This is a genomic window from Diaminobutyricibacter sp. McL0608 (assembly GCF_039613825.1).
Classification (GTDB): domain Bacteria; phylum Actinomycetota; class Actinomycetes; order Actinomycetales; family Microbacteriaceae; genus Diaminobutyricibacter.
This window is the reverse complement of record NZ_CP154826.1, coordinates 1,027,172-1,052,747: the sequence shown is the minus strand read 5'-3', so window position 1 is coordinate 1,052,747 and position 25,576 is coordinate 1,027,172. Positions and strand designations below refer to the sequence as shown.

Sequence of the window (25,576 nt, the reverse complement as noted above, 5' to 3'; positions counted from 1 at the left end):
CTCGTGCGAGCTTTCGAGTCGAAGGAGACCCGATGAGTCGGACCAACCACCACGTCGCCGTGCTCGTGCTCGAGGGTGCGAAACCGCTCGACGTCGGCATCCCTGCACAGGTGTTCTCCAACCGCCCCAGCATGCCGTACGACGTTCGCGTGTGCGGAGCCGAGCCCGGCCTCGTGAGCGGCGGAGACGGACTGTCCTACCACGTCGCCGACGGCCTCGAAGCGTTCGAGATCGCGGACACCATCTTCATCCCCGGCTACCGGGAACCGGCCTCCGCCGAGCCGCCCGCCGAGGTCGTCAAGGCGCTCACGGCCGCCCACGCGCGCGGGACCCGTCTCGCCGCGATCTCCACCGGAGCTTTCGCGTTGGCGGCGACCGGTCTTCTCGACGGCAAACGGGCGACCACGCACTGGCACTATGCGAAAGCCCTCGCCACGAAGCATCCGCTCATCCACGTCGACGAGAACGTCCTGTTCGTGGACGAGGGCGACGTGCTCACATCCGCTGGTGCCGCATCCGGTATCGATCTGTGCCTGCACCTGGTGCGGCGCGATCACGGCGTCGGACTCTCGAATCATGTCGCTCGGCGTCTGGTGGCGGCACCGTATCGAAGCGGCGGCCAGGCGCAGTATGTCCCCCGGAGCATGCCAGAGCCACTCGGCGACGTCTTCGCCAGCACTCGCGAGTGGGCGCTCGCGCACCTGTCGGAACCGCTGACACTCGAGGCGCTCGCCCGTAACGCCCGCGTCTCTGCACGCACCTTCTCGAGACGGTTCATCGAGGACACCGGCTACACTCCGATGCAGTGGGTCCTTCGGGCCCGGGTCGATCTCGCCCGTGAACTCCTCGAGCGCACCGACCTGGGCGTCGAGCAGGTCGCCGACCGTGTCGGGCTCGGTACCGGCGCCAACCTCCGGATGCATTTCCAGCGCATCCTCGGCACCTCGCCGACGGAATATCGGCACACGTTCTCCGCCTGATTCCGCTTCGCCGTCGGCCTGGCGCGAATCTTGTGATCCGTGACCGAGGACGTGGCGCGTTTCTTGCGCATGCTGTCGTTCAGGCCACTGTCGGCGCCTTCCCGGGCGCGCGAGCATGGAGGGCGGAACGAAAGGAACCATCCATGACCCGCATCGCCGTCAACGGCTTCGGCCGTATCGGACGCAACACCCTGCGTGCACTCCTCGAGCGAGACAGCGACCTCGAAGTCGTCGCCGTCAACGACCTGACCGCACCGGAGACCCTCGCACACCTGCTCAAGTACGACAGCTCGATGGGCCGCCTCGGTCGCTCGGTCGAAGTCGACGGCACGGACCTCATCGTCGACGGTCGCCGCATCATCGTGCTCGCGGAGCGCGAACCCGCCAACCTGCCCTGGGCCGAGCTCGGCGTCGACGTCGTGCTCGAATCGACCGGACGCTTCACCTCAGCCGATGCCGCCCGAGCCCACCTCGACGCCGGCGCCAAGCGTGTGCTCGTGAGTGCTCCATCCGACGGAGCAGACGTCACCCTCGCCTACGGCGTGAACACCGACGCCTACGACCCGGCGGCTCACCTGATCGTCTCGAACGCGTCCTGCACGACGAACGCGCTTGCACCTCTGGCTGCGGTTCTGGATGATCTCGCCGGCATCGAGCACGGATTCATGACCACCGTTCACGCCTACACGCAGGAGCAGAACCTGCAGGACGGACCCCACCGCGATCTGCGTCGTGCGCGTGCCGCCGGGGTGAACATCGTACCGACCACCACCGGCGCCGCCAAGGCCATCGGTCTCGTGCTTCCCGGCCTCGAAGGGAAACTGTCCGGCGACTCCATCCGGGTTCCCGTACCCGTCGGATCGATCGTCGAGCTGAACACGACCGTCTCCCGCGAGGTCACGCGCGACGAGGTTCTCGCTGCGTACCGCGCGGCCGCGGATGGTGGACTCAAGGGCATCCTGGACTACTCGGACGAGCCGCTGGTGTCGAGCGACATCACCGGACAGCCCGCCTCCTCCATCTTCGATGCCGCTCTCACCCGGGTGGATGGCAAGCACGTCAAGGTGGTCGCCTGGTACGACAACGAGTGGGGCTTCTCGAACCGTGTCGTGGACACTCTGGAGTTGCTCGCGCGCCGACCCCATCTCTGATCGGGGGTTTCGTCCACTCCTCCACATTTGTTGGTGTTCAGAAGTTTTCCACAGGTAAATTGCCGGTCAGAGGATGTTTATTGGTCGCTTCGAATGTGGGTGGCTGCTGGTTGGCTTGAGTCATGACCTTCCCACCGGCTTCCGACCTCGATGTGGTCGCTGCAGCGCTTGATGCGCTGCGCGCCCTCGAGGCGGATGCCGATGGGGAGTTGGATGGCGGGTTCGGCGCGGATGCGCGCACTGGGATGAATGCGCATGCGTGCGCTGGTGCCGACACTGCTGCGACCGCAGGTGCGGGTGCGAACGAGGTGGCTGGGTCCGCACCTGCCACCTCGTTCGTGGCAGGGTCCGCACCTGCGCCGGCCGGCCCAGTCCTGACCAATGCGCAGAAGCTCGTCCGGTCGCTGGCCGCCCTGGGCGCGATACGGGCCGCGGTGGATGCGGTGGCTCTGCGCCGGATAGTCGCACTCGAAGGGGGGCGTTGGTTCGATTCGGAGTCGGATCCGGTGCAGGCGGCCGGGCACCCGAATGTCGAATCGTTACTGGCCGAACTGTGGAAGACACCGCTGCCGGCCGCCCGCCAGTTGTGTGCGGTCGCCCGCGCAACCGCACCCCGGCACACCCTGCAGGGCGAATCGTTGCCCGCCGAGTTCCCCGACCTCGCGAAGGCACTGTTCAGCGACGACGCTGACGCTGCCGATACCGAGGCCGATCCGACGGCCGGTGTTGTGCGTCCGCGGGTGTCGGTCGAGCAAGCGGGGGCGATCATCCGGGAACTGGTCAAGACCGGGCCCGGCTGCGGCCTGGACGAGCGGGCGATGGGCGAACGGGTGCTGATCGAGCATGCGCCCGGGTTGACGGTGGAGCAGCTGCGCAAACTGGCGGTGCAGGTGCGTGAGCGGCTCGATCAGGACGGCACCGAACCCCGCGAACAGATGCAGCGTCGCCTCCGGTCGTTGACGATCAGCACCACCCGAGACGGGATGACTCACATCAACTGGTACCTCGACGCCGAGTCTGCCGGGCACGTGGTTCCACAGCTCACCGCCTATGTCAGCCAGGACTACCGGGCCAGCCAGTCTCAGTCTGAAGGGTCCGGCACCGCCCCGACAACTGCGGACCAGGCCGGCGGGGTCCGGTTCCAGCTCGCGAGCCGGACCGAAGTAGCCGCTGGCGGATCTGCTGCGGGCGGAGCAGCCGCGGGCGGGCCAGCCACCGACGGGTCGGCTGACCCGTCGCCGATCATGCCCGAGTCGCGCACCCTGGCACAGCTGCGGTCGGATGGGGCGGTCGACGCCTTCCGCCACCTGGCCGGCTGCAGCACCCCCGGGTCACGGCCGTCGGTGACGATGATCGTCCGGATCGGGTTGGATGACCTGCGCAGCGGGGACGGCACCGCGCAGATCGACGAAACCCCCACCCCGGTCAGCGCCGGCACCGCCCGGCGGCTCGCCGCCGACGCGAACGTGATCCCGATGGTCCTCGGCGGAAACAGTGAAGTCCTCGACCTGGGCCGGAAACAACGCCTGTTCAGCCCCGCCCAGAAGCACGCTCTCGCCGAACGCGACGACGGCTGCGCCTGGACCGGCTGCCCCCACCCACCCTCCTACGCGCAAGCACACCACATCCGCTGGTGGGACCGCGATACCGGCCCGACCGACCTGGACAACGGGATCCTGTTGCGTTCCCAGCATCATCATCGGGTGCACGACGACGGCTGGGACATTCACATCCGGGACAACACCCCCTGGTTCACCCCACCCGCACATCACGACCCAACCCGCACACCGCGCCGAGGCGGACGCATCCGCCTCCCCGAAAGCACACCACCATGACCCGACGGCGAGCTGAACCGATCTCGGATGCCGATCGCCGGTCTTGACCTGTTCTCACACCTTAGATTCTGATGTACTAGAACGCATGAGTGTCGAATTCGGACAATACCTGCCCAACTGGTTGGACCTCCTCGTGACCGCCGCCGGAATGGTCGCAGCGAGCGTGGCGGCAGTCTTTGCCTGGCGCACTTTCAAGGAAGATCGCGTACGAGATGCCCGAAGGGCCGCTCTCGGAGTCAGCGCAGCATGGGCCACTGCACATCTCGACGACGAAGATCGAGAGGCTTGGGGTGTTCTTGTCCACAACGCGGCGAGCACGGCATTTCACGATGTCCTGATCACAGTTCTCGGCAACAACCACCAGCGCGGCGCGGAACCGATCGCTTTCAAGAAACTTCAGCCGGGCAGGTACTTCATCGAGTCACATGGAAAGACCGCACAACGCGCATGGGGCCGCCAAACGGTCATCGCGGAACACGAGCGCGTGAAGCTCGCCGAGAGCCACGCAAAGAAGGTCCAGTCACTGGAATTCACGGATTCACTCGGCACTCGCTGGAGGTCCTCGACCGAGGGTGGCCTCCGTTCTGCTCCGCGCAGAAGCCAGGACGCCTGAGGCGTAGACCACCCTTTCACGCCGAACTCACCAGCTGACAGGCAGCGCCTTGCCTTCTTCGTAGCCCGCAGCGGACTGGATACCGACCAGCGCCCGATCGTGGAACTCAATGACGCTGCGCGCACCCGCATAGGTGAACGAACTGCGCAGCCCGGTGGTGATCATGTCCAGCAGATCCTCGACCGACGGTCGAAGCGGATCCAGGTAGATCCGCGAGCTCGAGATTCCCTCCGCGAAGAGGGTCTTGCGCGCGAGTTCGTAGGCGTCCAGCCGCTCGAATCGCTGTTGCACGGCCTTGGTGCTGGCCATCCCCCAGCTCTCCTTGTACAGGGCACCAGCGTCATCGCGATCGAGAACGCCCGGAGCCTCAATGGTCCCCGCAAACCACGACCCGATCATGACAGAGGCACCGCCAGCGGCGAGCGCGAGCGCGACATCCCTCGGATACCGCACTCCACCATCCGCCCACACGTGCGCACCGAGCTCGCGAGCCGCCGCAGACGCTTCGAGGACTGCGGAGAACTGCGGTCGGCCGACAGCGGTCATCATCCGGGTCGTGCACATGGCGCCCGGCCCGACACCCACTTTGAGGATGTCCGCGCCGGCCTCGACGAGGTCTCGCACCGCCTGGTCGGTGACGACGTTGCCCGCGACGATCGGAAGACCCATTCCGAGACCTTTGACGACCTCGATCGCGCGACGCATCCCCTCCTGGTCTCCGTGAGCGGTGTCGATCACGATCACGTCGACGCCGGCAGCGGCCAGCGCTTTGGCCTTTCCACCGACGTCACCATTGATCCCGACAGCGGCCGCGACACGCAGCCGACCGTGGGAGTCGACGGCAGGTTCGTAGATCGTCGACCGAAGCGCACTGCGCAGGCTGAGCGTCCCGATGACACGCCCGTGTTCGAGAACAGGCGCGAATTCGAGGCCGGCGGCACTCATCACCTCGAAAGCGGCACGGCCGTCAGGGATGTCGTCAGCGTCGAGGGACGTGAGCGCACCGTGCAGAAGGTCGCCGAGTCGTGCATCCGGAAGGGCGGTACCGAGCTGCGAGGCAGAGATGCAACCCAGGTATTCGCCGGACTGGTCACGAATGACGATTCCGTGCCCTTCGACGGCGGGAACGCGGCGCAATGCTTCGGCGACGGTCTGATCAGGGGCGAGTACATGAGGCGTGTCGAAGGCGACCGGCTGCGCCTTCACCCAGCGGATGGCGTCATCCAGGTCCTGCAGGTGCATGTCCTGCGGGAGGACGCCGATTCCTCCCCGGCGGGCGAGCGTCGCGGCAAGTCGCTTGCCGGTGACGGAGTTCATGTTGGAGGAGACGATGGGGATGGTCGCCCCGGTACCGTCACCGGGGGCGAGCGAGACGTCGAGTCGACTCGTCACGGACGAGCGGGACGGAACCAGGAAAACATCGGAGTACGTCAGATCGTGACTCGGGGTCGTCCCATAGAACTGCATGGGAATAACGCTATCCCCATAGCCAGTCGCCCGCAGCCCTCCGGCAATGGGATTAGGCTTGAGGACTGGACAGAAGAGGGTGGCCGAGTGCCACCCGATCGAATGCGAAATCAACGGAGAGAGTGGGCGATCGGCTGTGTCGAGCCAATTGACCGGTGTAGGAACCGACGACGGATCCTCGGGCGAATTCGGAGCCAATGAGTGGCTCGTGGACGAACTCTACGAGCAGTTCATCGTCGACAAGAACTCGGTCGACAAGTCGTGGTGGCCGATCCTCGAGACCTACCACCCGACCGTGAAAGACGAGAGCGGTACGGCGCAGGCAGCACCGGCACCGGCCTCACCAGCGACATCGACCGAACCGGTCGCGCCCACACCGAGTGAGCCGGGCGTTCCGACCCCCACGGAACCGACGGTGCCGGCACCGTCCGAACCGAACCCGCCTGCACCGGCCGAACCGACGACGCCCGCAGCACCCGAGACACCGACCCCGCCGGCAGCGCCGACACCGCCGCCTGCACCCGAGAACGCAGCACCGGCAGTCGAGCCGCGCCCCGTCACCGCACCGATCCCGGTCATCGGCACCCAGCCGGTGGCGCGCACGACCTCCGTGGCGCCGAAACCGCAACCTGTCCCGGCCGACGCCCCGGTGACGGCACCGCAGCCGATCATCAAGGCGACCGAGGCCGCCGAAGAGGCCGAACCGCAGGATCTCGTGACGCCGCTGCGCGGAATGGCGAAGTCGCTGGCATCGAACATGGATGCGAGCCTGACGGTCCCGACGGCGACGAGCGTCCGCACGATCCCGGCGAAGCTCCTCATCGACAACCGCATCGTCATCAACAACCACATGCGCCGCGCACGAGGCGGCAAGGTCTCGTTCACCCACCTGATCGGCTGGGCGCTCGTCCAGGCGCTCAAGGAGTTCCCGAGCCAGAACGTGTTCTACGACGAGGTCGACGGCAAGCCGTCCGTGGTCGCCCCGGCACACGTCAACCTCGGCATCGCGATCGACCTTCCGAAGCCTGACGGCAGTCGTGCTCTTCTCGTTCCGAGCATCAAGCGCGCGGACACGATGGGATTCGGCGAATTCCTCGCGGCCTACGAAGACCTCGTCTCCCGGGCGCGCAACAACAAGCTGACCGCGACCGATTTCGCAGGCACGACGATCTCCCTCACCAACCCTGGCGGTATCGGAACCGTGCACTCGGTCCCCCGCCTGATGAAGGGCCAGGGAGCCATCATCGGTGCCGGTGCACTCGAGTACCCCGCCGAGTTCCAGGGTGCGAGCGAACACACTCTCACCGAACTCGCGATCGGCAAGACGATCACGTTGACGAGCACGTACGACCACCGCGTGATCCAGGGCGCAGGCTCGGGCGAGTTCCTCAAGATCGTGCACGAGATGCTGATCGGCAAGCGCAACTTCTACGAAGACATCTTCGCCGCACTGCGCATCCCGTACGACCCGATCCACTGGGCACCGGACATCAGCGTCGACTTGGCTAGCGCCGTCGACAAGACGGCCCGTGTGCAGGAACTGATCAACGCGTTCCGTGTCCGCGGCCACCTGATGGCCGACATCGACCCGCTCGAGTACGTCCAGCGTTCGCACCCCGACCTCGACATCGCCAGCCACGGCCTGACATTCTGGGACCTCGACCGCGAGTTCGTCACCGGTCAGTTCGGTGGCGACAAGCGTCAGATGCTGCTGCGCGACATCCTCGGCGTGCTCCGCGACTCGTACTGCCGCACGATCGGTATCGAGTACATGCACATCCAGGACCCGGCACAGCGCCGGTGGATCCAGGAGAAGGTCGAGCGCAAGTACCAGACGATCGCGCACGAAGAGCAGCTGCGCATCCTCGGCAAGCTGAACGAGGCCGAGGCGTTCGAGACGTTCCTGCAGACGAAGTACGTCGGCCAGAAGCGCTTCAGCCTCGAGGGCGGCGAGTCCACGATCGCGGCACTCGATACGATCCTCCAGGGTGCTGCCGAGGCGGGTCTCGACGAGGTAGCGATCGGTATGGCGCACCGCGGCCGTCTCAACGTCCTGACGAACATCGCGGGCAAGACGTACGGCCAGATCTTCCGCGAGTTCGAGGGCACCCAGGACCCGCGCACGGTGCAGGGGTCCGGCGACGTCAAGTACCACCTCGGCACCGAGGGCACGTTCAAGGGCGCGAACGGCGAGGAGATCCCGGTCTACCTCGCGGCGAACCCGTCGCATCTCGAAGCGGTCGACGGGGTTCTCGAGGGCATCGTCCGCGCGAAGCAGGACCGCCGACCGGCGGGAACCTTCCTGACCCTGCCGATCCTCATCCACGGCGACGCGGCCATGGCCGGCCAGGGCATCGTGATGGAGACTCTGCAGCTGTCGCAGCTGCGTGCCTACCGCACCGGCGGCACGATCCACGTCAACATCAACAATCAGGTCGGCTTCACCACGTCTCCGACCGAGGCACGTTCGTCTGTGTACTCGACGGATGTCGCCAAGACCATCCAGGCGCCGATCTTCCATGTGAACGGGGATGACCCGGAGGCCGTGGTGCGCGTGTCGCAGCTCGCGTTCGAGTACCGCCAGGAGTTCAAGCGCGATGTGGTCATCGACCTCGTCAGCTACCGTCGTCGCGGACACAACGAGGGCGACGACCCGTCGATGACGCAGCCGCTGATGTACAACCTGATCGAGGCCAAGCGCAGCGTTCGCAAGCTGTACACGGAAGCCCTCGTCGGACGTGGCGACATCACCCAGGATGAATTCGAGCAGGCGCACCGCGACTTCCAGGAACGCCTCGAGCGCGCCTTCATGGAGACGCACGCGGCCCAGACCAATTCGATGCCGATCATCACGTCCGACGCGAAGGCGGTCGCCGACCTCGAGCGTCCGGAGGCCCAGCAGCATGAAGACGGTGCGGGCGAACCGGAGACGACGGGTGTGAGCGATGCGGTCATCCGCCTGATCGGCGACGCGTTCAACAACCCGCCCCAGGGCTTCACGGTCCACCCGAAGCTGCAGCAGCTCCTGACCAAGCGCCTCGACATGAGCCGCAACGGCGGAATCGACTGGGGCTTCGGCGAACTGCTCGCGCTCGGGTCGCTCCTGCTCGAGGGCACCCCGGTGCGCATGGCGGGCCAGGACACGCGCCGCGGCACGTTCGTGTCGCGTCACGCGGTGCTCCACGACCGTAAGAACGGACAGGAATGGCTGCCGCTGGCGAACCTCAGCGACAACCAGGCCAAGTTCTGGATCTACGACTCCCTCCTCAGCGAGTACGCGGCGATGGGCTTCGAGTACGGCTACTCGGTGGAGCGACCGGATGCGCTGGTGCTGTGGGAGGCACAGTTCGGTGACTTCGCGAACGGTGCACAGACGATCATCGACGAGTTCGTCTCGTCGGCTGAGCAGAAGTGGGGCCAGCGCTCATCGCTGGTACTCCTGCTCCCCCACGGATACGAGGGCCAGGGACCGGACCACTCGTCCGCAAGGATCGAGCGGTACCTCCAGCTCTGCGCAGAGAACAACATGACCGTGGCGCGTCCTTCGACCCCGGCATCGTACTTCCACCTGCTCCGTCGCCAGGCGTACGCCCGGCCGCGCAAGCCGCTCGTGGTCTTCACACCGAAGGCGATGCTCCGCCTCCGCGGCGCGTCGAGCGATGTGTCCGACTTCACCTCGGGCAAGTTCGAGCCGGTGATCGACGATGCACGCATCACGGACCGTGGAGCGGTACGACGGGTACTGATGATGGCGGGCAAGCTGTACTACGACCTGCTGAACGAGCTCGATAAGAACCCCAACCCGCAGATCGCTCTGGTGCGCGTCGAGCAGTACTACCCCCTGCCGGCGACACAGCTCAAGCAGGTGGTCGACTCCTACCCCAACGCCGAACTGGTCTGGGTTCAGGACGAGCCCGAGAACCAGGGCGCCTGGCCGTACATGATCCTCGAGACCTCGAAGCTCGGTCCGCGCCCACTCGGCGTGATCTCCCGCGCACCGTCGGCGTCGCCGGCGGCGGGCTCTGCGAAGCGTCACGCACAAGAGCAGGCGCAACTCGTCCAGCGGGCCGTCACCCTCCAGTAGCGGCACCGCCCGGCACGAGACGATGGAAGGCCCCGGCAGCACGCCCGGGGCCTTCCGCGCATCCGGGCTCGGTCGTAGGCTGGCCGCGGGCATCCGAACGGTGCCCACTCGTGCCGGTGCTACCCCGGCGGTAGGGAGACGATCATGCCCGTCCTGAACACCCATCGGCTCGGCGAACCGTGCTGGGTCGACTTCATGAGCAACGACGTCGCCGCCTCCCGCGACTTCTACTCCGCCCTGTTCGGCTGGGAGCCCCGGGTGTCCGACGACGACCAGTACGGCGGGTACATCACGTTCCACAAGGACGGACACAACGTGGCCGGGCTCGGCGGCGCGATGGGCGGCGCCGACGCACCCGACGCGTGGATGACCTATCTGCTCGTCGAGGACGCGGAGACGACGGAGGCGTCGGTCGTCGCAGCGGGCGGCCAGGTCTTTGCGCCGACGATGACCGTGGGCGACCAGGGCAGGCTCGCCGTCATCGGCGATCCGGGTGGCGCCGCCGTCGGACTCTGGCAGCCCGCCGAGCACCGCGGATACGAGTTGGCCGCCGAGGTCGGTTCGGTCGTGTGGCACGAACTGAACGCACGCGATTTCGACAGCCAGGTCGGCTTCTACACTGATGTGTTCGGCTGGAAGCCCGCCGTGCTCAGCGACACCGAGGACTTCCGGTATGTGACGTTCGGCCCGTCACCAGAGAGTCCGGTCGGAGGTGTGTACGACGCTGCGGCCGTTCTCCCGCCGGGAATGCCGTCGAGCTGGCTGGTCTATTTCGGCGTCGAGGACGTGGATGCGAGCGCTGCCCAGGTGACGGAGCTCGGCGGCGCCGTAGTCCGTGACCCATGGGACAGCGAATTCGGGCGATTCTGCCAGGTCACCGACTCCACCGGCGGCTTCTTCGTCCTCAGTTCGGTGATGGCCGGCTGAACGCCAACGGGTCGGCTCACACCGTGTGCGTCGACTGCAGTTCGCGGATCTTCAACAGGACCTGGGCGCGGAGTACCTCGGGTGCCGTCTCCTTGCACGCCCGCTGCACGACTTCGGTGAGCACGACACCGAGGTGCGCTTCGTGGTTGCAGTCGGCGCAGTTCGCGAGGTGCTCACGGATGTCTGCAGCATCTTCGTTGCAGAGCTCGTTGTGCAAGTACTCCTCGAGATCCTGCTTGGCTTTGTCGCAGCCGCAGTCGGTCATTTCGCGCTCCTGGGTGTCTGCACGGCGGAGAGCCCCCGCTCGTGCGCGTAGTCAGTCAACAGTTCCCGCAGCATCCGGCGACCGCGATGGAGGCGGCTCATCACGGTGCCGATGGGGGTTTTCATGATGTCGGCGATCTCCTGGTAGGAGAAGCCTTCGACGTCGGCGAAGTAGACCGCCATCCGGAAGTCCTCCGGGATGGCCTGGAGAGCGTCTTTCACGGCGCTGTCCGGCAGGTGGTCGATCGCTTCGGCTTCAGCCGAGCGCGTGGTCGACGCCGTCGTCGACTCCGCACCGCCGAGCTGCCAGTCCTCGAGCTCGTCGATGGTGCCCTGGTACGGCTCGCGCTGCTTCTTGCGATAGGTGTTGATGAACGTGTTGGTGAGGATGCGGTACAGCCACGCCTTCAGGTTCGTGCCCTGCTCGAACTGCCGGAACGCCGCGTACGCCTTGACGAACGTCTCCTGGACGAGGTCCTGCGCGTCGGCTGGATTGCGCGTCATCCGCAGGGCAGCTGCGTACAGCTGGTCCATGAATGGGAGCGCCTGCTCTTCGAAGAGGGATCCGAGATCTTCTGGTGCGGTGGTCATCACGGGCCAGTCTAGTTCTGCCAAGAGCTCTCGTTCTGCGAGTTCCGAGGGACGCTCAGCTGCCAGAACAGCGGTTGCCGTCATGCTCTGTCCGTCCTTCCTCAGGTTCTGCGCCTCCCCCGCGACCGATCGCGGATAATCTTGACAACAATGCTGATCTCGAAATATTCCGCTCCCGACTTCGACCCGTACGGCGACAGGGCTGCTGACGACCCCAATGTGCTGTGGCCGGCACCGGTCGCCGACGGGCCGCTCCGCGCATCCGTTTCGCTTCCGGGCTCGAAATCACTGACCAATCGGGAGCTCGTCCTCGCGGCGCTGGCCGACGGCCCGTCGCTGATCCGCGCTCCCCTGCACTCGCTCGACAGCGCGAACATGGTGCAGGCGCTCCGGGCGCTCGGCACCGGCATCGAGGAGGTCCAGGGGTCTGGGGCGTTCGGCGCCGATCTTCGCGTCACTCCGGCGGAGGAACTGTTCGGAAGCACGACGATCGACTGCGGCATGGCCGGCACGGTGATGCGCTTCGTTCCCCCGGTCGCCGGTCTCGCCCTCGGACCGACGACCTTCGACGCGGACGATTCGGCCCGCGGCCGGCCCATGAAGGCCATGATCACCTCCCTGCGCGCTCTCGGCGTCGACATCAACGACGACGGCCGCGGAACCCTCCCGTTCACCGTCCATGGCACAGGGCGCGTCACCGGCGGCCGGATCACCATCGACGCGTCGTCGTCGAGCCAGTTCGTCTCCGGCCTCCTCCTCTCGGCAGCACGGTTCGACGACGGACTCCACCTCACCCATGAAGGCGAACGCCTGCCGAGCCTTCCCCACATCGAGATGACGATCGCAGCCCTCGCCGCGCGCGGGGTGGCTGTCGAATCTCCTGCTGCCGGTGAATGGATGGTGTCGGCCGGCACGATCGGCGCGACCGACGTGGACATCGAGCCCGACCTCTCCAACGCCGCACCGTTCCTCGCAGCTGCGCTCGTCGCCGGCGGCAGCGTCACGATCACGGGATGGCCGGCCTCGACGACACAGGTCGGAGCGGACCTCGCCGCCATCCTGCCGCTCTTCGGCGCCTCCGTCGACCTCAGCGGCGATCGGCTCACAGTGTCTGCGGACGGTGTCCGCGCGGGCGGAATCCGCGCCGTCACACTCGATCTCTCGACCGGCGGAGAGCTCGCCCCCGCCATCGTCGCCCTCGCAGCCCTCGCAGACGGACCGAGCGAGATCACCGGAATCGGGCACATCCGCCACCACGAGACCAATCGGCTGGCCGCCCTCGCCGCCGAGATCAACGGTCTGGGCGGTGACGTCACGGAGCTCGAGGACGGGCTGCGCGTCGTGCCCCGGCCCCTCCAGGGCGGAGTGTGGCGCAGCTACCACGATCACCGGATGGCGACGGCAGGCGCGATCATCGGGCTCGCAGTGCCCGGCGTCGAGATCGAGAACGTCGCCACGACGGCGAAGACGCTTCCCCAGTTCACACAGTTGTGGCAGGCGATGCTCACGGAAGGCGCAGCCTAGATGACGTGGCGGGTCCTGTGAACAGGCGCATCCCATGAGCGGGTGGATGCCGTGAGCTGGTGGGATGACGGCGACGACGACGAGGACGACGAGTTCGACGAGTCGAGCATCCGCAGTCGCCCGAACCGCAAAGGCTCACGCCCGCGCACGAAGACGCGCCCCGAGCACAGCGACGCCGAGATCGGGCGCATCCTGGGCGTCGACCGGGGCCGCTACACCGTCATGCTCGACGAGAACACAGCCGACGAGCGTCAACTGACCGCCGCACGGGCAAGCGAACTGCGTCGCCAGGCGATCGTCACCGGCGACCGCGTCGCCATCGTCGGCGACACCAGCGGCGAGGAGGGCAGCCTCGCCCGCATCGTGCGCATAGAACCCCGCACGACCCTCCTGCGCCGCAGCGCCGACGACACCGACGAGGTGGAGCGCGTCATCGTGGCGAACGCCGACCAGATGCTCATCGTCGTCGCGGCCGCCAACCCGGAGCCCCGGACGAGGCTCGTCGACCGGTACCTCGTCGCGGCCTACGACGCTGGTATCGAGCCGATGCTCTGCGTGACGAAGATCGATCTCGCGGATCCGTCCGAGTTCCTCGACAATTTCGCCGGCCTCGACCTGCCTGTGTTCACGAGCCGCGAGGACGCCATCCCGGTCGACACGATCCGCGCGGCGCTCATCGGCCACGACACGGTTGTCGTTGGACATTCTGGTGTCGGCAAGTCGACCCTGGTGAACGAGCTCGTACCCGGCGCACGACGCGCGATCGGGGTGGTCAACGCCGTGACCGGACGCGGACGACACACGTCGTCATCGACCGTCTCCCTGCGGGTGGAGACTCCGGAGGGCCGCGGCTGGGTGATCGATACCCCCGGCGTTCGTTCGTTCGGCCTGGGGCACGTCAACACCGACAGCATCCTCAAGGCGTTCACCGACCTGGCCGCCATAGCCGAGGAGTGCCCGCGGGGCTGCACGCATCTGCCCGACGCTCCCGACTGCGCGATCCAGGAGGCGGTGGAGGATGGACGCCTGGGCGAGACGGGGCGCGCGCGTCTCGACTCGCTCCAGCGCCTTCTGACGACGTTCGCCGGGGTGGCCGCGGGCGGCTCGCGGTAGCGTTGGAGCATGACTGCTGAACGACTCGAAGCCGGTGCGACCGCGCCCGCATTCACTCTGAAAGACCAGGACTCGAACGACGTCTCGCTGGGCGACTTCGCCGGGCAGAACGTGATCGTCTACTTCTACCCTGCCGCGATGACGCCGGGCTGCACCACCGAGGCCTGCGACTTCCGCGACAACCTCAACTCGCTGAAGTCCGCCGGCTATCAGGTCATTGGTATCTCGAAGGACACCCCAGCGAAGAACAAGGAGTTCCAGGAGCACGACGGGCTGAACTTCCCTCTCCTGTCCGACCAGGATCTCGCGATCCACCAGGCGTACGGCGCCTACGGCGAGAAGGTCCTCTATGGCAAGACGGTCACCGGGGTGCTCCGCTCGACTTTCGTCGTGGACCCCGACGGCTCGGTGCGGCTGCCAATGTACAACGTCAAAGCGACCGGGCACGTGGCGAGCCTCCGCAAGAAGCTCGGTATCGACGCCTGAGCCGTCGTCGACACAGGCGGGGTGCTCGTGTGACGTCGGTCGCGCGACAGGTCAGTGCACGGCGTAGCCGTCGCGGAAGACGACCCGTTTCTCGCCTGCGTCGACGACGAACCCGAACCGGTTGTTCCGGGGCGGCAGCGGGCAGTTGTACTGTGCGGAGAAGCCGCAGGGTGGAACGAATGCGCGGTTGAAGTCGAGCATGACCCGAGCCGGGTCGTCGCCGGCTCGCTGAACGAACAGGAAGCGGCCGGACTCGTAGGTGCCCTGCGGACCGTCGTCGCCGTTGCTCGCGTCGCCGAAGACGAGAAGCAGGGTGCCGTCGTCGTCGAAGGCGCTCAGCGAATAGTCGGCCCCGTCGCGGGTGAAGGTGATGTCGCCGGGAACGACCAGGTCGCGGGTGCCCCCGTTGTCCCGGATGTGCTCGAACGGCACCGTACGTGCGGTCGAGACCGGCGTGAACTCGGCTTCGATCACCCAGTCGGGGTTGAACGGGAACGCCGTGACCGTCTCGAACGCATTGATTGCGGGTGACGCCGCATCCCAGAGCCGGATCCCTCGCTCAGGCTCGCCCGTGTCGAGGTTGCGGCGCTGCAAAGGCGTCGCGACGACCGTGGCTGGATGGGCGGCGAGCGCATCCTCGAGGGTCGTCTCGTCGCCGTCAGGAAGCCAACGAGTCTCGATGAGGCTCAGATTGCCGGTCGGCCCGGTAACGGTCTCCAGGCGCCACGCGCGCCATTCGGGATAGCCCGCTCTGGCGGCGTCGGTGGATGGTGCGGTCAGCATGACCATCGAAGTCTTGTCGCTCTTTCCGGCCGAGGCTAATCGTGTTCCGGTTTGTTGCGCGTCGTGGCCCGCACGACGGACGGCGACAGGGCGAGACCGATGCCGACCAGCGCAGGTACGAGCAGCGCCCAGCCGAGGTCCGGCCGAGCATAGAGGCCCTGGAAACTGCCGATGGCGACGGCGATCTGCAGCACTTGCCAGGTGACAGCGGATGCGCGGACCCACGACTTCAGACGCAGGGTCGAGACGGCCGTGAAGAGAATCCACACGGCCGCGAGAGCGGCCAGAAGAACGAGGGCTATGCCGCTCGCGTACGCGGCGGAGCCGGCCGTCACGAGCTCGACGACCAGCCAGATGACGAGAACGATCGCGCCGGCCGCCTCGAGGAAGAGAAGCGCGGCGAGCGCAATGAGAAGCGGTGGGCGCCCCGGGGCCGGGGCTTCTTCGCGTGGCGTCATATCATCCGAAGGTTTCAAGCGTGTGTTCACAGGGTTATCCCATACAAAACTATTGATTTGGTTTAACCAGTATGGGAGCATATTTGAGGTCGAGTTGACGCTCACAGGGTCGTGGGCAGGTCTCATCCCCACGGATCAATCACCCTGTAACTCGACGCTTACCCCGCATTCTAGGCCGATCGGCCATGCACTCAGCAACAAAGGAGCACCCCCATGGACTGGCGCGACAAGGCAGCCTGCCTCACCGCTGACCCGGAACTGTTTTTCCCCGTCGGCAACACCGGGCCCGCCGTCGACCAGATCGACAAGGCCAAGTCCGTGTGCGCACGCTGCACGGTGACCGAGATCTGCCTGCAGTACGCACTGGAGACCGGTCAGGACTCCGGCGTCTGGGGTGGACTTTCCGAAGACGAGCGCCGCGCGCTCAAGCGCCGCGCCGCTCGCGCCCGTCGCGCTTCCTGACGTAGGGCGCCATCGAGGCCTCTGCCGCTGCACATCTGCACACCTAGCCCTGGATGCAGCGCAGAGGATCCTCGGCGTCTAAACGCCGATTTCGCGGCACACGCTTACCTCCGGCGACCCGTCCGGCGATGTGAAGTCCTCGGTCAGCACCAGACGACCTTCGGCGTCCTGCGAAATGGTCGAGGTCGCCGCACCCGATACGAGCGCGCCCGCAGTCGACCGGTGCACGAAGGCGACACGCAGCACGTCGCCCTCTCTGCTGCCGCAGAACCGGCCTTCGGTGACCGTGTCTCCTCGGTACTCGCCCCACACCACTCCGTCGCGTTCGCTGTAACGGAAACGCGTGGGAGGGTCGGAAACGACGCTCGCGGTCGATGACACCATGTCGAAAATCCTGCCGTCGAGCACGTCGCTCCCCTTCACGGTCGATCGGCCCTGATCGTCTGACCGGGCCCGCCTGCGGTTGTCAGGCCTTGGTGAGATAGCGCAACGGGACGTCGATCGTCACCTCTGTGCCCTGCCCCATCATCGTGTGCCAGTCGATCGTGCCGCCGAGCTCGCCCTGGATGAGAGTTCGCACGATCTGCGTGCCGAGCCCGGAGCCGACTTTGCCTTCAGGGAGCCCTGATCCGTTGTCGACCACCTTGACGGTGAGGGCGTCGTCTGACCGGTCGGCGATGATCTCGACCTGTCCTTCGCGGCCGGCGAGGCCATGCTCGACAGCATTGGTCACCAGTTCGGTCAGCGCCAGTGCGAGGGGGGTCGCGTATTCGCTGGGCAGCACACCGAAGCTCCCCGACGACTTGGGGTGGACGGTCGTGTTGTGGCTCGACGCCACCTCGGCCACGAGGAGCAGCACGCGATCGAAGACGTCATCGAAGTCGACGATCTGCGCGAGACCCGTCGACAGGGTGTCGTGCACAACGGCGATCGCTGCAACGCGCCGCATCGCCTGGCTGAGGGCTTCGCGCGCTTCGTCGGAGTGCGTTCTCCTGGCCTGGATGCGCAGCAGCGAGGCAACCGTCTGGAGGTTGTTCTTCACCCGGTGGTGGATCTCGCGGATGGTCGCGTCCTTGGTGATGAGTTCCCGCTCCTGATGACGCAGCTCGCTCACGTCGCGACAGAGCACGATCGCGCCGACACGCTCTCCGCGATTGCGGATCGGGATCGCCCGCAGCGACACGGTGACACCGCGCGCCTCAATGTCGGTGCGCCACGGCGCCCTCCCTGTGACGACGAGCGGCAGGGACTCGTCGACCGCCATCCGCCCACTGAGCAGCCGGGTGGTGACCTCGGCGAGCGATTCGCCTTCGAGCTCGTCGGTGAAGCCCATGCGGTTGAACGCAGACAGCGCGTTGGGGCTCGCAAAGGTCGTCACCCCGTCGACGTCGAGCCGGAGCAGACCGTCGGATGCACGCGGAGCTCCACGCCGAGGACCGGTGGGAGCCCCGAGGTCGGGGAAGTCACCGGTCGCGATCATGTTGAACAAGTCGTTGGCGCAGTCGTTGAACGTGAGCTCCTGTCGGCTCGGCGTGCGTGCTTCGCTCAGGTTCGTGTGTCGGGTGATCACCGCGACCGGCTGATCCGCGGTCTGCGGCGACACAGCACTCAGCCGACGGATCACGGGCACGGCGCGCACCCGGGTGGGTGTCTCCTCGAACCAGTCAGGTGCGGACGTATCGATGATGCGCTTGGTCTCGAACGCCTCTGTGACCTGCTGGCGCCACTCGGCTTTGATGCGCTGGCCCACGAAATCGCGGTAGAACAGCGTCGCGGCGCTCGACGGTCGTGCATGGGCGACAGCGACGAAACTGCCGTCGTTCGTAGGCACCCAGAGGACGATGTCGGCGAACGCGAGATCGGCCAGAAGCTGCCAGTCGCCGACGAGCATGTGCAGCCAGTCGACGTCGACCTCCGAGGAGCGGCCCTGGGCAAGCACGAGATCACTGAGCGTCGACACGCTTCATAGTCTAGGCAGACGCGCTCAGCATGCCGTCCCCGTCCCGGAGTTATCCACACAGCTCCTGATCTCTGGACAGCCGCACGCGATTACTGCTTGAGTTGCAGATCAGCGCGTCCGACACCCGGGGCAGGGCGGGCCCAGGGTCACGATCGCACGTCGATCGCCACGACGCGCTGAACCATGCTGTCCGCCGAGCGGCGGGCTCTGATCGAGGGGAACACATTGAGCCATGCGCTAAACGACGACCGCGAGCACACTGCCGAGTCTCGCCGACGACCTTCGCGAGGGGCCGCGCCAAGCTCGCGCGACCAGTACTTCGCCGCCCAGGCCCCATCCCGATTCGGCCTTCCGGACCCGGCCACACTCCTGGTCAACCTCGCACGCTGTGTGGTCGAAGTGCTCGCCGGGGTCCGCGGACTCGACCAGTTGTCCCGGTGGGTGACCGACGACGTCTATCGTCACCTTCTCAAGAGAGTCGTGCTCGCGAGCCGGGCGAGAGCCATCACCGGTGGCACAGTTCGCCGCCCGCAGCTCACGGTCGGGGAACCCCGAATCACCTTTCCTCGCGACAACGCGATCGAAGCCGTCGTCGTCGTGCACCAGCGGACCCGCTCACGTGCCGTCGCCATCCGGCTCGAATCCTTCGACGGCCGATGGCGAGCGAGCGCGATCAACGTGCTCTGACCTGCTCCGGCGCCGAGGGAGAGCACTACCAGGGGACGGTACCGTTCCGGTCGACGAATGTTCCGGTCGGTCCGTCCGGGCCGATGCTCGCCATGGCGACGATAGCCGTCGCCCCTTCTTCGACGGTCTGCGTGCCCCGGTGGCCGTTGAGGTCGGTGGCGGTGTAACCCGGATCCACAACGTTCACCCGGAACCGGGGCAACGCCTTCGCGTACTGGGACGTGATCATCGAGACGGCCGCCTTCGAGGCAGGATAGGCGAGCCCTGTCAGGGTCGACTCGAACCGCGACGAATCGGTCGTCACCGTGAGGGATCCCATCCCGCTTCCGACGTTGACGACCACCGGAGCGTCCGAACGGTCCAGGAGCGGGACGAAAGCGTGCGTCACGCGCACGATCCCGAGAACGTTCGTAGCGAACACTCTCGCGACGTCGTCAGCGGTGGTCTCGAGCGCAGGGATGCGGCCGCCTGAGATTCCCGCGTTGTTCACGAGGACGTCGAGCACGCCCTCCCTGGCCCCGATGAACTCCACCGCGCCGGCGACGGACTCGTCGTCGGTGATGTCGAACGGAACGAAGGTGCCGCCGACGTCGGCAGCGGCGTGCTCACCCGCCTCACGATCCCGTGCGCCGAGGTAGACGGTGTGGCCGAGCAGTACGAGACGACGAGCGGCTTCGAGGCCGAGGCCCTTGTTGGCTCCCGAGATGAGTGTGATGGTCATGCTTCGATCCTGCGCCGGATCCTCCCCCGCGCCCAGTGCCCGGCGCAGCCTGGGACCGCCAGTCCTACCCTCCCGCCGGCCGGACGCCGGGTCGGTGCGGGATACTCGGATCATGACCGTCGATGTACGCGAACTCGGCCGCACACTGCGTGCCTGGCGCGACCGCGCCGACGCAGATGATGCGGGTGCGTCCCTCAGCGGTCAGCGTCGCTCCCCCGGCCTGCGCCGCGAAGATGTCGCGGCGCGTGCCGGGCTGTCCGTCGACTATCTGACGCGGCTGGAGCAGGGCCGTGCGGTGCATCCGTCGGCGCAGGTACTCACCGCGCTTGCCCGGGCACTGATGCTGACGACCGCGGAACGCAACCACCTCTTCGCGCTCGCGCAGCTCGTTCCTCCGGGCTCCGGCGTGATCGACGCCCACGTCACACCCGGGATCCAGCGGATGACCGAGAGGATGCGCGACCTCCCCGTCGCCGTGTTCGACGCGGCGTGGACATACGTTTCTGGCAACGCCCTCTTCGTGGCCCTCATGGGCGAGCCGGCCGGCGAGTCCGCACGGGACCGCAACCTGGCCTGGCGCTTCTTCACCGGCACGCCGCCCGCGAACGCAGGTCGCGTCATCCGTTCGGCGGACGACAAGGCCGCCTTCGAGACGGAGATGGTGGCCGATCTGCGCCGAGCGACCGGACGGTATCCGAACGATGCGGCGCTGAAGGCTCTGATCGTCGACCTCACGCAGAACTCGGAGCGATTCGCCGACCTGTGGGCGCGAGCCGATGTGGCTGTGCGCTCAACGGACAGGAAGATGATCGCTCATCCCGAACTCGGCACGATCACACTCGACTGCGATGTGCTGTCCGTGCAGGGCAGCGACCTGCGCCTCGTCGTCTACTCCGCGTCGGCGGGCAGCGATGACGCCGAGAAGCTCGCACTCCTCGGCGTCATCGGATCCGGATCGCGGCGCTGACCTGATTCAGGCAGGCGCACGCGATTCTGGAGAACTCAGCGGCGCTTCTTGTCCTGCGCCCGCCGCTCGGCACGGTTGACCGGAGCCTGGTCAGCCTCGACGCGCTGCCCGAAAGCACCACGCTGGGGGGGACCCTGCTGGGCCTGCTGCGCCGGAGCATTGGCCTCGGCCTGCGCCCGTTGTGCGCGGTCCGTCGCGGCCTGCTCGAGCTGGCCGCGCTGGTTGCGCACCTCGACGCCGCCCGAGTCACTCGGTGCCGAGTAGCTCAGCCGCTGCTGTTCGGCTTCGGCACGGGCGAGTCCCTTCGCCGCGACCGAAGGCCCGGCGACCTCACCCGGCCCCTGGTTGACCTCGACTTCGAGGTTGAACAGGAAGCCGACGGTCTCCTCGCGGATCTGCCCCATCATCTGCTGGAACATCGCGTAGCCTTCGCGCTGGTACTCGACCAGCGGATCGCGCTGCGCCATCGCGCGCAGGCCGATTCCGTCTTTCAGGTAGTCCATCTCGTACAGGTGGTCGCGCCAGCGGCGGTCGATCACCGAGAGGACGACACGGCGTTCGAGTTCACGCATCGCCGGCGAGCCCAGACTCTCCTCGCGACGCTGGTAGGCCAGCCGTGCGTCGGAGAGGATCTCTCGCCGCATGAAGTCGCGATTGATACGCCCGCGGTTGCCGGCTTCAGCGATGACCTCATCGATCGTCACGCCCACCGGATAGAGCGTCTTGAGCTCGTTCCACAGGGCGTCGAAGTCCCAGTCGTCGCCGTTTCCGTCGCCGGTGTGCGAGTCGAGGACTTCGTCGATCACATCGGTCAGGAACTTCTGCGTGCGCTCGTGGAGGTCATCACCTTCGAGGATGTGTCGGCGGTCACTGTAGATGGCCTCGCGCTGGCGGTTCAGCACGTCGTCGTACTTGAGCACGTTCTTGCGGATCTCGGCGTTTCGCGCTTCGACCTGCGACTGCGCGCTACGGATGGCTCGGCTCACGACTTTGGACTCGATCGCAAGGTCGTCGGGCACGTTTCCACGGCCCATCAGGCTCTCTGCCGCGCCCGCGTTGAACAGTCGCATCAGGTCGTCGGTCAGCGAGAGGTAGAAACGGCTCTCCCCCGGGTCGCCCTGACGGCCGCTGCGTCCGCGCAGCTGATTGTCGATGCGACGCGATTCGTGCCGTTCGGTGCCGAGGACGTAGAGTCCGCCGGCGTCGATGACCTTGTCCGCCTCTTCCTGGACCGTCGCTTTGATCTCGTCGTAGACGTCGTCCCACGCGGCTTCGTACTCGTCGGGCGTCTCCACAGGCGAGAGACCTCGCGCGTTCATCTCTGCGACGGCGATGAACTCGGCGTTGCCACCGAGCATGATGTCGGTGCCGCGGCCCGCCATGTTGGTGGCGACTGTGACCGAGCCGAGACGTCCGGCCTGGGCGACGATCGCCGCCTCGCGGGCGTGGTTCTTCGCGTTGAGTACCTCGTGGCGCACGCCTTTCTTGGCGAGCAGGCGCGACAGGTATTCGCTCTTCTCGACGCTCGTCGTGCCGACGAGGACCGGCTGCCCCTTCTCGTGGCGCCGGACGATGTCTTCGACGACCTGGCCGAACTTGGCCTCCTCGTTCTTGTAGACGAGGTCGGACTGGTCGAGGCGCTGCATCGGTTTGTTCGTCGGGATGGGAACGACGCCGAGCTTGTACGTGCTCATGAACTCGGCCGCCTCGGTCTCGGCGGTACCGGTCATCCCGGAGAGCTTCTTGTAGAGGCGGAAGTAGTTCTGCAGGGTCACGGTCGCAAGGGTCTGGTTCTCGGCCTTGACCGCGACACCCTCTTTCGCCTCGATCGCCTGGTGGATGCCCTCGTTGTAGCGGCGGCCCATGAGGATGCGGCCGGTGTGCTCGTCGACGATGAGCACCTCTCCGTTCATCACGACGTAGTCCTTGTCGCGCTTGAACAGGGCGTTCGCCTTGATGGCGTTGTTCAGGAACGAGATGAGCGGGGTGTTCGCCGATTCGTAGAGGTTGTCGATGCCGAGGTAGTCCTCGACCTTCTCGATCCCGGGCTCGAGGACACCGACGGTGCGCTTCTTCTCGTCGACTTCGTAGTCGACGTCGGGCGTGAGACGGTTCGCGAGGCTCGCGAACTCGTTGAACCACCGGTTGGCCTCACCCGATGCCGGGCCCGAGATGATCAGCGGCGTGCGGGCCTCGTCGATGAGGATCGAGTCGACCTCGTCGACGATGGCGAAGAAGTGCCCGCGCTGGACCATGTCACTCGCCTGCCACGCCATGTTGTCGCGCAGGTAGTCGAACCCGAACTCGTTGTTCGTGCCGTAGGTGATGTCGGCGGCGTACTGCTCGCGCCGCTCCTCCGGGGTCTGGCCCGCGAGGATCACGCCGGTCGACATTCCGAGTGCGCGGAAGACGCGGCCCATCAGCTCGCTCTGGTAGCTCGCGAGATAGTCGTTCACCGTCACGACGTGGACGCCGCGGCTGGCGATCGCGTTGAGGTAGGCGGCGGTCGTGGCGACGAGAGTCTTGCCCTCACCGGTCTTCATCTCTGCGATGTTGCCGAGGTGCAGTGCTGCCCCGCCCATGATCTGCACGTCGAAGTGACGCATCCCGAGGGTGCGCTTCGCGGCCTCGCGAACGGCGGCGAACGCCTCGGGCAGCAGATCGTCGAGGGACTCGCCGTTGCTGTAACGCTCCCGCAACTCGACGGTCTCGTGTTTCAGTTCCTCGTCGGTGAGTTCCTGGAAGTCGTCTTCGAGAGCGTTGACCGCCTTGGCGTATCCCTCGAGCTTGCGAAGGATCCGTCCCTCGCCGACACGGAGAACCTTTTCCAGTACTGAGGCCACTGATGCACTCCACTTTGTATGTCTGGGCGCGATGCGCGCCTGTCGTCCGGCCGGACGCACGGGTGACTAACCGACCGCAGCCGGCAACTATAGCAATGCTACTTGTTTGGGGGCTGAGCCTGCTCGGCCCCCGAACAAGGTCACAGCCTCAGTGGGCGAGCTTTCGGCTCGCTGTCGCGACCTCCTGCAGTTCATCGGCGTCTTCGTCGAGCGAAATCACACCGTAGTCCCAGCCTTTGCGGCGGTAGACGACGCTCGGCCGGGTCGACTCCTGGTCGATGAAGAGGTAGAAGTCGTGGCCGACGAGCTCCATGTAGTAGAGCGCATCATCGACGGTCATCGGAACGGACGCGAAGACCTTCTTGCGGATGACGACCGGGCAGTAGTCGTCCGAGTCCTCGGTCGGCTCGACCTCGTCCGCGATGACGGGAATCGCACCCGTGCGCACCTGATCGAGAACGGCGACCGGCGCCGGGGTGATGTCGACCACACTGAACCCGCCTGTGCTCGCCTCGCGGAGCGAGGTCGGTCGATGCTGGCCACGATGCACTTTCCGCCTGTCCTTCGCACGTCTCACACGCTCCAGGAGACGGGCGATGGCAACGTCGAACGCGGCATACTTGTCGGTGCCCGTCGCTTCGGCGCGCACCACTGCCCCCGGCCCGACCAACGTGAGCTCGACCCGGTCATCGCCGTTCTGGCTGCCGAGCTTCTCGTTGTGACGGCTCACTTTGATCTCGAAAGTGATCGCGCGTTCTGCGAGATGAGTGACCTTAGCGGCCTTCTCCGTCGCGTATTCACGGAATCGATCGGTGATGCCGAGGTTGCGTCCGACGATGTTGATTTCCATGAGGGCCTCCCTGATCGGCGTGTCACACCGCCCGGATCACGAAGGGCGAGTCATCCACGCCTTTTCACCTACCGTAGTGCCGACCCGTTCATAAGTCACCCGTGAATCCGGCCGGAACCTGATCCCATCCGTTCAACCCGTCGCGACGCTCCGTTCTGGCCACGACGGCCGCTCCCGCGACGCTCGCACCGGCCCGCCTGAGCGCCCGCGCGGCCTCGCGGAGCGTGGATCCGGTGGTCAGGATGTCGTCGACCAGAAGGTAGGTCCGCCCTGCTGCCCGCGGCATGCAGCGTAGCGAACCTGCACGATTCAGGGCCCGTTCCGCCGCACCGAGCGACGCCTGGTCGGCCGCGCGCCGGATCGGTCGGAGCACCCGTTCGCTGCGCAGGCCGGAGCGTGCGAGGAGGAGTTCGACCGGGTGGTAGCCGCGACGCCGGAACGCAGCGCGCGTCGACGGGATGGTGGCGATACGGATGCCGGGTTCGCCACCGCAGGCTCGGCCGTCGCGCAGTGCGGACGCGATCGCAGCGCGCAGCGCGCCGGCGAGCACCGGCGCAGCATCCGTTCGCCCGCCGTCCTTGAACGCGAGAAGCACCGATCTCGGGACGGAACCGTAGTCGAGCGCCGCCCAGACGGGGACACCGGACAGGTCGACGGGTGTCGGGACGGGAGCGAGATCGGCTCGACAGCTGACGCAGAGTGCGCGATCGGGAGCCCCGCATCCACTGCACTCCGTCGGCGCCACGACCGCGAGCGCATCCAGCCACGCCTCGCGCAGCATCGTAACCAGCTCTCCCATCACTCCATCAT

General features: G+C 66.6%; 23 protein-coding genes. 12 read left to right on the top strand and 11 right to left on the bottom strand.

Annotated features, from left to right (window positions below; translation table 11 throughout):
• The first annotated feature begins 32 nt into the window (after positions 1 to 32).
• From AAYO93_RS04865 to AAYO93_RS04850, 4 genes are all read left to right on the top strand, one after another.
• The gene (locus AAYO93_RS04865) at positions 33 to 980 is read left to right on the top strand and encodes a GlxA family transcriptional regulator (protein ID WP_345763882.1); all 948 of its coding nucleotides are present in this window, start codon (positions 33 to 35) and stop codon (positions 978 to 980) included.
• Positions 981 to 1,123: 143 nt separating this feature from the next.
• The gene (gene gap / locus AAYO93_RS04860; RefSeq protein WP_345763881.1) at positions 1,124 to 2,131 is read left to right on the top strand and encodes a type I glyceraldehyde-3-phosphate dehydrogenase; all 1,008 of its coding nucleotides are present in this window, start codon (positions 1,124 to 1,126) and stop codon (positions 2,129 to 2,131) included.
• A 122-nt stretch (positions 2,132 to 2,253) separates the two neighbouring features.
• Complete coding sequence (locus AAYO93_RS04855; RefSeq protein ID WP_345763880.1) at positions 2,254 to 3,966, top strand: DUF222 domain-containing protein; 1,713 nt, start codon at positions 2,254 to 2,256, stop codon at positions 3,964 to 3,966.
• An 85-nt stretch (positions 3,967 to 4,051) separates the two neighbouring features.
• Positions 4,052 to 4,579, top strand: coding sequence for a hypothetical protein (locus AAYO93_RS04850; protein WP_345763879.1), 528 nt, complete (start codon positions 4,052 to 4,054; stop codon positions 4,577 to 4,579).
• A gap of 27 nt (positions 4,580 to 4,606) precedes the next feature.
• Here the strand turns inward: AAYO93_RS04850 and AAYO93_RS04845 are convergent, their stop codons facing one another.
• Positions 4,607 to 6,046, bottom strand: coding sequence for a GuaB1 family IMP dehydrogenase-related protein (locus AAYO93_RS04845; RefSeq protein WP_345763878.1), 1,440 nt, complete (start codon positions 6,044 to 6,046; stop codon positions 4,607 to 4,609).
• Positions 6,047 to 6,182: 136 nt separating this feature from the next.
• On the opposite strand from AAYO93_RS04845, the gene AAYO93_RS04840 reads away from it, so the two are divergent.
• Both AAYO93_RS04840 and AAYO93_RS04835 read left to right on the top strand, forming a co-directional pair.
• Entirely contained in the window at positions 6,183 to 10,130 is a 3,948-nt protein-coding gene (locus AAYO93_RS04840) for a multifunctional oxoglutarate decarboxylase/oxoglutarate dehydrogenase thiamine pyrophosphate-binding subunit/dihydrolipoyllysine-residue succinyltransferase subunit (RefSeq protein WP_345763877.1), read from the top strand.
• Between the two features lie 144 nt (positions 10,131 to 10,274).
• Positions 10,275 to 11,057 carry a VOC family protein gene (locus AAYO93_RS04835; protein WP_345763876.1) on the top strand — a complete coding sequence of 261 codons (783 nt, stop codon included), beginning with the start codon at positions 10,275 to 10,277 and terminating at the stop codon, positions 11,055 to 11,057.
• Between the two features lie 16 nt (positions 11,058 to 11,073).
• Here the strand turns inward: AAYO93_RS04835 and AAYO93_RS04830 are convergent, their stop codons facing one another.
• Both AAYO93_RS04830 and AAYO93_RS04825 read right to left on the bottom strand, forming a co-directional pair.
• Entirely contained in the window at positions 11,074 to 11,322 is a 249-nt protein-coding gene (locus AAYO93_RS04830) for a zf-HC2 domain-containing protein (protein WP_345763875.1), read from the bottom strand.
• A complete protein-coding gene (locus tag AAYO93_RS04825) occupies positions 11,319 to 11,996 on the bottom strand; it encodes a sigma-70 family RNA polymerase sigma factor (protein ID WP_345763874.1) in 678 nt (225 codons plus the stop codon). Before AAYO93_RS04825 ends, AAYO93_RS04830 begins: the two co-directional genes overlap by 4 nt.
• A 66-nt stretch (positions 11,997 to 12,062) precedes the next feature.
• Here AAYO93_RS04825 and aroA point away from each other — a divergent pair, with 66 nt between their 5' ends.
• The 3 genes from aroA to bcp are packed head-to-tail and all read left to right on the top strand — an operon-like array spanning position 12,063 to position 15,035.
• Positions 12,063 to 13,436, top strand: coding sequence for a 3-phosphoshikimate 1-carboxyvinyltransferase (gene aroA, locus AAYO93_RS04820; RefSeq protein WP_345763873.1), 1,374 nt, complete (start codon positions 12,063 to 12,065; stop codon positions 13,434 to 13,436).
• A gap of 51 nt (positions 13,437 to 13,487) precedes the next feature.
• Positions 13,488 to 14,549, top strand: a complete 1,062-nt coding sequence (gene rsgA / locus AAYO93_RS04815) for a ribosome small subunit-dependent GTPase A (protein WP_345764818.1) — start codon at positions 13,488 to 13,490, stop codon at positions 14,547 to 14,549.
• A 9-nt stretch (positions 14,550 to 14,558) separates the two neighbouring features.
• Positions 14,559 to 15,035: a thioredoxin-dependent thiol peroxidase gene (gene bcp / locus AAYO93_RS04810; protein WP_345763872.1), complete on the top strand. Its 477-nt coding sequence runs from the start codon at positions 14,559 to 14,561 to the stop codon at positions 15,033 to 15,035.
• A 51-nt stretch (positions 15,036 to 15,086) separates the two neighbouring features.
• Here bcp and AAYO93_RS04805 read toward each other — a convergent pair whose 3' ends face one another.
• Entirely contained in the window at positions 15,087 to 15,818 is a 732-nt protein-coding gene (locus AAYO93_RS04805) for a DUF1684 domain-containing protein (RefSeq protein ID WP_345763871.1), read from the bottom strand.
• Positions 15,819 to 15,853: 35 nt separating this feature from the next.
• Positions 15,854 to 16,276 carry a hypothetical protein gene (locus AAYO93_RS04800; RefSeq protein ID WP_345763870.1) on the bottom strand — a complete coding sequence of 141 codons (423 nt, stop codon included), beginning with the start codon at positions 16,274 to 16,276 and terminating at the stop codon, positions 15,854 to 15,856.
• Positions 16,277 to 16,489: 213 nt separating this feature from the next.
• Here AAYO93_RS04800 and AAYO93_RS04795 point away from each other — a divergent pair, with 213 nt between their 5' ends.
• On the top strand, positions 16,490 to 16,738 hold the full coding sequence (locus AAYO93_RS04795) for a WhiB family transcriptional regulator (protein ID WP_055890939.1): 249 nt from the start codon (positions 16,490 to 16,492) through the stop codon (positions 16,736 to 16,738).
• A gap of 78 nt (positions 16,739 to 16,816) precedes the next feature.
• Here AAYO93_RS04795 and AAYO93_RS04790 read toward each other — a convergent pair whose 3' ends face one another.
• Both AAYO93_RS04790 and AAYO93_RS04785 read right to left on the bottom strand, forming a co-directional pair.
• Entirely contained in the window at positions 16,817 to 17,122 is a 306-nt protein-coding gene (locus AAYO93_RS04790) for a hypothetical protein (RefSeq protein WP_345763869.1), read from the bottom strand.
• A gap of 82 nt (positions 17,123 to 17,204) precedes the next feature.
• Complete coding sequence (locus tag AAYO93_RS04785; protein WP_345763868.1) at positions 17,205 to 18,698, bottom strand: sensor histidine kinase; 1,494 nt, start codon at positions 18,696 to 18,698, stop codon at positions 17,205 to 17,207.
• 225 nt (positions 18,699 to 18,923) lie between these two features.
• Here AAYO93_RS04785 and AAYO93_RS04780 point away from each other — a divergent pair, with 225 nt between their 5' ends.
• On the top strand, positions 18,924 to 19,385 hold the full coding sequence (locus tag AAYO93_RS04780) for an Rv3235 family protein (protein WP_345763867.1): 462 nt from the start codon (positions 18,924 to 18,926) through the stop codon (positions 19,383 to 19,385).
• Between the two features lie 25 nt (positions 19,386 to 19,410).
• Here the strand turns inward: AAYO93_RS04780 and AAYO93_RS04775 are convergent, their stop codons facing one another.
• Positions 19,411 to 20,106 carry an SDR family NAD(P)-dependent oxidoreductase gene (locus tag AAYO93_RS04775; RefSeq protein ID WP_345763866.1) on the bottom strand — a complete coding sequence of 232 codons (696 nt, stop codon included), beginning with the start codon at positions 20,104 to 20,106 and terminating at the stop codon, positions 19,411 to 19,413.
• Positions 20,107 to 20,218: 112 nt separating this feature from the next.
• Here AAYO93_RS04775 and AAYO93_RS04770 point away from each other — a divergent pair, with 112 nt between their 5' ends.
• The gene (locus AAYO93_RS04770; RefSeq protein ID WP_345763865.1) at positions 20,219 to 21,073 is read left to right on the top strand and encodes a helix-turn-helix transcriptional regulator; all 855 of its coding nucleotides are present in this window, start codon (positions 20,219 to 20,221) and stop codon (positions 21,071 to 21,073) included.
• Positions 21,074 to 21,108: 35 nt separating this feature from the next.
• Here AAYO93_RS04770 and secA read toward each other — a convergent pair whose 3' ends face one another.
• From secA to AAYO93_RS04755, 3 genes are all read right to left on the bottom strand, one after another.
• Complete coding sequence (gene secA / locus AAYO93_RS04765; RefSeq protein WP_345763864.1) at positions 21,109 to 23,916, bottom strand: preprotein translocase subunit SecA; 2,808 nt, start codon at positions 23,914 to 23,916, stop codon at positions 21,109 to 21,111.
• A gap of 148 nt (positions 23,917 to 24,064) precedes the next feature.
• Positions 24,065 to 24,766, bottom strand: a complete 702-nt coding sequence (gene hpf / locus AAYO93_RS04760) for a ribosome hibernation-promoting factor, HPF/YfiA family (RefSeq protein WP_345763863.1) — start codon at positions 24,764 to 24,766, stop codon at positions 24,065 to 24,067.
• A gap of 88 nt (positions 24,767 to 24,854) precedes the next feature.
• On the bottom strand, positions 24,855 to 25,565 hold the full coding sequence (locus AAYO93_RS04755; protein WP_345763862.1) for a ComF family protein: 711 nt from the start codon (positions 25,563 to 25,565) through the stop codon (positions 24,855 to 24,857).
• Between the last annotated feature and the right edge of the window lie 11 nt (positions 25,566 to 25,576).

Coding starts and splice junctions, on each gene's coding strand:
- AAYO93_RS04805 (WP_345763871.1), bottom strand. CDS start 15,818: ATGCTGACCGCACCATCCACCGACGCCGCCAGAGCGGGCTATCCCGAA.
- AAYO93_RS04770 (WP_345763865.1), top strand. CDS start 20,219: ATGACCGTCGATGTACGCGAACTCGGCCGCACACTGCGTGCCTGGCGC.
- AAYO93_RS04795 (WP_055890939.1), top strand. CDS start 16,490: ATGGACTGGCGCGACAAGGCAGCCTGCCTCACCGCTGACCCGGAACTG.
- AAYO93_RS04775 (WP_345763866.1), bottom strand. CDS start 20,106: ATGACCATCACACTCATCTCGGGAGCCAACAAGGGCCTCGGCCTCGAA.
- bcp (WP_345763872.1), top strand. CDS start 14,559: ATGACTGCTGAACGACTCGAAGCCGGTGCGACCGCGCCCGCATTCACT.
- AAYO93_RS04790 (WP_345763869.1), bottom strand. CDS start 17,122: ATGGTGTCATCGACCGCGAGCGTCGTTTCCGACCCTCCCACGCGTTTC.
- AAYO93_RS04850 (WP_345763879.1), top strand. CDS start 4,052: ATGAGTGTCGAATTCGGACAATACCTGCCCAACTGGTTGGACCTCCTC.
- AAYO93_RS04825 (WP_345763874.1), bottom strand. CDS start 11,996: ATGACGGCAACCGCTGTTCTGGCAGCTGAGCGTCCCTCGGAACTCGCA.
- AAYO93_RS04865 (WP_345763882.1), top strand. CDS start 33: ATGAGTCGGACCAACCACCACGTCGCCGTGCTCGTGCTCGAGGGTGCG.
- AAYO93_RS04755 (WP_345763862.1), bottom strand. CDS start 25,565: ATGGGAGAGCTGGTTACGATGCTGCGCGAGGCGTGGCTGGATGCGCTC.
- gap (WP_345763881.1), top strand. CDS start 1,124: ATGACCCGCATCGCCGTCAACGGCTTCGGCCGTATCGGACGCAACACC.
- AAYO93_RS04800 (WP_345763870.1), bottom strand. CDS start 16,276: ATGACGCCACGCGAAGAAGCCCCGGCCCCGGGGCGCCCACCGCTTCTC.
- AAYO93_RS04855 (WP_345763880.1), top strand. CDS start 2,254: ATGACCTTCCCACCGGCTTCCGACCTCGATGTGGTCGCTGCAGCGCTT.
- hpf (WP_345763863.1), bottom strand. CDS start 24,766: ATGGAAATCAACATCGTCGGACGCAACCTCGGCATCACCGATCGATTC.
- AAYO93_RS04835 (WP_345763876.1), top strand. CDS start 10,275: ATGCCCGTCCTGAACACCCATCGGCTCGGCGAACCGTGCTGGGTCGAC.
- AAYO93_RS04830 (WP_345763875.1), bottom strand. CDS start 11,322: ATGACCGACTGCGGCTGCGACAAAGCCAAGCAGGATCTCGAGGAGTAC.
- AAYO93_RS04845 (WP_345763878.1), bottom strand. CDS start 6,046: ATGCAGTTCTATGGGACGACCCCGAGTCACGATCTGACGTACTCCGAT.
- aroA (WP_345763873.1), top strand. CDS start 12,063: ATGCTGATCTCGAAATATTCCGCTCCCGACTTCGACCCGTACGGCGAC.